The organism is Mesorhizobium sp. M2A.F.Ca.ET.039.01.1.1, assembly GCF_003998035.1.
Lineage (GTDB): Bacteria > Pseudomonadota > Alphaproteobacteria > Rhizobiales > Rhizobiaceae > Mesorhizobium.
In genome coordinates this window covers 1-3591 of sequence record NZ_RZRY01000643.1, presented here as the reverse complement: position 1 = coordinate 3591, position 3591 = coordinate 1, and the positions used below count along the sequence as shown (strand labels likewise).

Sequence of the window (3591 nt, the reverse complement as noted above, 5' to 3'; positions counted from 1 at the left end):
TGCGGATAGAGCGCGTAGGACTGGAACACCATGGCAATGTCGCGGTCCTTGGGCGCGACATCGTTGACCAGCCGCTCGCCGATATGGATCTCGCCGCCGGTGACCTCTTCGAGGCCGGCGATCATGCGCAGCAGCGTGGACTTGCCGCAGCCGGACGGGCCGACCAGCACGACGAACTCGCCGTCGGCGATCTCCAGATCGACGCCATGCAGGATGCGCAGCGAGCCGTAATCCTTCTCGACGTTTTGCAGGGTGACGGAAGCCATCTTTTATCCTTTGACCGCGCCAGCGGTAAGGCCGGTGACGAGATAACGTTGCAGGAAAGCGAAGAAGACGCAGACCGGGATCAGCGCCAGGATGGAGGCCGCCATCATCTGCCCCCAGTCGACGGCGAACTTGCCGATGAAGGTGAGCAGGCCGACGGCAAAGGTCTTCTGCTCGTCGCTGGAGATCAGCATCAGCGCGAACAGCAATTCGCTCCAGGCGGCGGTGAAGACGAAGCCGAGCGTGGCGCCCATGCCGGGCAAGGTCAGCGGCACGATCACCCGGCGCATCGCCTGGGCGCGGGTGCAGCCGTCGATCATCGCCGCTTCCTCGAGATCCTTCGGGATACCGTCGAAAAAGGATTGCATCAGGAAGGTGGCGAAGGCCGTGTTGAAGGCGGTGTAGATGATGATCAGGCCGATCAGGCTGTTGGTGAGACCCAGATCGCCCATGATGCGGTAGATAGGCGGGATGACCATGACAAGCGGGAAGGTCTGGGTGAGCAGCAACAGGATCGCCAAAGTCGCCTTCCCGCGGAAGGTGAAGCGCGACATGGCGTAACCGGCAAGCGTGGCGATGACGGTGACGAACGCGGCCGTCGACACCGAGACGATGACGCTGTTGAGGAAATAGCGCGGGAAGTTGGAGGCCTCGAGCACGGTGGCGAAATTCTTTAGCGTCGTCTCCGACGGCCAGAAGGTGATGCCTTCGGAATAGAGCAGGCGCTCGGGCGTCACCGAGATCTTCAGCGTCCAGAAGATGGGGAACAGCGCGAAGATCACGTAAGCCGCGATGGCCGCGTAGAGGCCGATGCCGCCGAAGATGCGCGAGGAGGTGGAGCGACCGGCGATCATCAGACGTGCCTCACCAGCGTGCGGCGGATGGCGATCAGCCCGATGGCGTAGACGATCAGGAGCGCCAGAAGCAGCACCGCGACCGCCGAGGCGTAGCCTTTGTCGAGCGACTTGAAGGCGCTGACATAGATGTAAACCGGCACCGTGCTGGTCGAGCCGGCCGGCCCGCCCTCGGTCATGACGAAGATCAAATCGGCGAAGGTGGCGATCCAGATGGTGCGCAGCATGACCGTGATGACGATGGTGGGCGCAAGGAAGGGCAGCGTCACCTTGGTGAAGCGCTGCCAGGGCGAGGCGCCGTCGATGGCCGCGGCCTCATGCAGTTCGGACGGGATCGACTTCAGCGCGGCGAGCAGCGTGATGGCAAAGAAGGGGATGCCGAACCAGATGTTGGCGACGATCGGCCCCCACATGGCGGTGGCGGGGTCGGAGAGCACGTTGGTCGGTTCGGCCTTGAGGCCGAGCGCGAAGAGCCAATGCGGCAGCGGCCCGATGATCGGGTTGAACAGCCACGCCCAGGTGAGGCCCGAGAGAAAGGACGGCACCGCCCAGGGCAGGAAGACGACAGCCTGCACGACCTTGCGGCCGTAGAACGGCTTGTCGAGCAGCAGCGCCAGGCCCAGGCCAAGGAAAAACTGGAAGAACAGGCTGGCGACGGTCCACCACAGCGTGTTGATCAGCGCCTGGCCGAGCACATGGTCGGAGAACATCGCCTGGTATTGAGCAAGGCCGACATATTGCGACTTGAAGGCCGAGAATTTGCGGAAGGAATAACTGATGCCGATGATCAATGGCACCAACAGCACCAGAACCAGCAGGACAATAGCCGGCGAAAGATAGAGCCATGGCTCGATCGCGGCCTTGCCCAGCCGTCGCTTGCGCGGCCGGGCCGCGGATCGGATTTCGGACACTGCGTAGGTCATAAGTTTTTTGCTCTACGGGGTGATAGGTGGGTGCTGGCGTAGGCGACAGCGTCCTTCTCCCGTTCTACAGGAGAAGATGCCGGTTCACCCTCCGTAGCAGCGGCGCAGCTGCTGCCAAGGAGGGGAGGCAGATGAGGGGCGGCGCGAACCTAGAAATGCTGGCGCTGCCCCTCATCCGGCCCTATCGGGCCACCTTCTCCCCGTGAAACGGGGAGAAGGAAGAACCTGAGCTTACTTCTTGTTCTTGGCCAGCCAGTCCTGCTGCTCCTTGGTCAGGAACTTGGCCCACTCGTCGGCCACGTCCTTGGCCGGTTTCTGGCCGAGCAGAACTTCCTGGAAATTCTTGATCGCCACCTGGTCGACGAAGTTGCCGAGATTTTCCAGATGCGTCGGCGGCGTCACCATTTCATATTTGGAGCTGTCGCTGAGTTCGGTGAACCAGCCCTTGAACTGCTCGGTCTTGAAATGCGCGTCCTGGTCGGCGCCGTTGTGGATCGGAATGACGCCGACTTCCTTGGCCCATTCCAGATTGTCCTTGGGCGACAGAAGCGTGGCCATCAGCTTCCAGGTCTCGTCCTTGTGCTGCGAGTTGGAGAACATCGCCCAGCCGGCATAGCCCAGCGTCGGATAGGATTTGCCGCTCGGGCCGACCGGCAACGGCGCGACGGCGAAGTCGTCGGCGCTCATCTTGTCGGCGATGCCGAGCAGCGCGTCGGGATCCTGGTTGAGCATGGCGCAGGTGCCGGAATAGAAGCCTGTCACCGTTTCGTTGAAGCCCCAGCTCACGGCATCCTTCGGCGCCAGGCCGTTCTTGTACATGTCGGCCAGCATCTGCAGGCCTTTCACCGAGCCTTCATCATTGATGGTCGAGACACCGTCCTCGGTGAAATAGCCACCCTTGCCGTCGGCGATGTTCATGAACATGTGCATGCCGTTGAAGGCGCCGGGGCCGCCGCGCAGGCAGTAGCCATATTTGCCGGGGATGGCCGAGATCTTCTTGGAGAAGTCGACGAACTCGTCCAGCGTTGCCGGCGGCCGGTCCAGGCCGGCTTCCTTGAACAGCTTCTTGTTCCAGAACAGCGCGTTCACATAATAGCCGTAGGGGATCATGAACTGGGTGTTGTTGACCGTCGAGCCGAACTGCTTGGCGCGGTCGCCGAGCGTCTTGGCGTCATCCCACTTGGCCATGTAGGGGCCGAGATCCTCGAGCTGGCCGTTGTTGGCGTAAAGGCCCATCCAGCGCTCCGGCATCTCGACGACATCGGGCGTGTCGCCGGCCTGCACCATGGTGAGGAATTTTTCGAAGGCCTGGCCCCAGGGCAGCGAGACCACCTCCACCTTGATGCCTGGATTGGCGCTCTCGAATTCGGCGATCTGCTTCTTCAGGAATTCGGTGCGCGGCGGGCTGGTGATGACCTCGACCAGCTTGATGGTGGTGTCGGCCAGCGCGCCGCTGGCGGAGATCGCCAGGCCGGCGACGGCGGCAAGCATGAAGGTCAGTCTTTTCATGTTCAGGACTCCCATTTTGAACACTCGTTATTTTTTTGACT

At 62.0% G+C, this 3591-nt stretch carries 4 protein-coding genes; all 4 read right to left on the bottom strand.

Annotated features, from left to right (window positions below; all coding sequences use genetic code 11):
* A partial coding sequence (locus EOA24_RS31035; RefSeq protein WP_127410442.1) for an ATP-binding cassette domain-containing protein occupies window positions 1-266 on the bottom strand: 266 nt, incomplete at its 3' end.
* 3 nt (window positions 267-269) lie between these two features.
* Entirely contained in the window at window positions 270-1118 is an 849-nt protein-coding gene (locus EOA24_RS31030; RefSeq protein ID WP_127258222.1) for a carbohydrate ABC transporter permease, read from the bottom strand.
* Window positions 1118-2041 carry a sugar ABC transporter permease gene (locus tag EOA24_RS31025; RefSeq protein WP_127410441.1) on the bottom strand — a complete coding sequence of 308 codons (924 nt, stop codon included), beginning with the start codon at window positions 2039-2041 and terminating at the stop codon, window positions 1118-1120. Before EOA24_RS31025 ends, EOA24_RS31030 begins: the two co-directional genes overlap by 1 nt.
* 231 nt (window positions 2042-2272) lie before the next feature.
* Window positions 2273-3550 (bottom strand): sugar ABC transporter substrate-binding protein, encoded by a 1278-nt coding sequence (locus EOA24_RS31020; RefSeq protein ID WP_127410440.1) that lies wholly within the window; start codon window positions 3548-3550, stop codon window positions 2273-2275.
* Between the last annotated feature and the right edge of the window lie 41 nt (window positions 3551-3591).

Coding starts and splice junctions, on each gene's coding strand:
- EOA24_RS31030 (WP_127258222.1), bottom strand. CDS start 1,118: ATGATCGCCGGTCGCTCCACCTCCTCGCGCATCTTCGGCGGCATCGGC.
- EOA24_RS31025 (WP_127410441.1), bottom strand. CDS start 2,041: ATGACCTACGCAGTGTCCGAAATCCGATCCGCGGCCCGGCCGCGCAAG.
- EOA24_RS31020 (WP_127410440.1), bottom strand. CDS start 3,550: ATGAAAAGACTGACCTTCATGCTTGCCGCCGTCGCCGGCCTGGCGATC.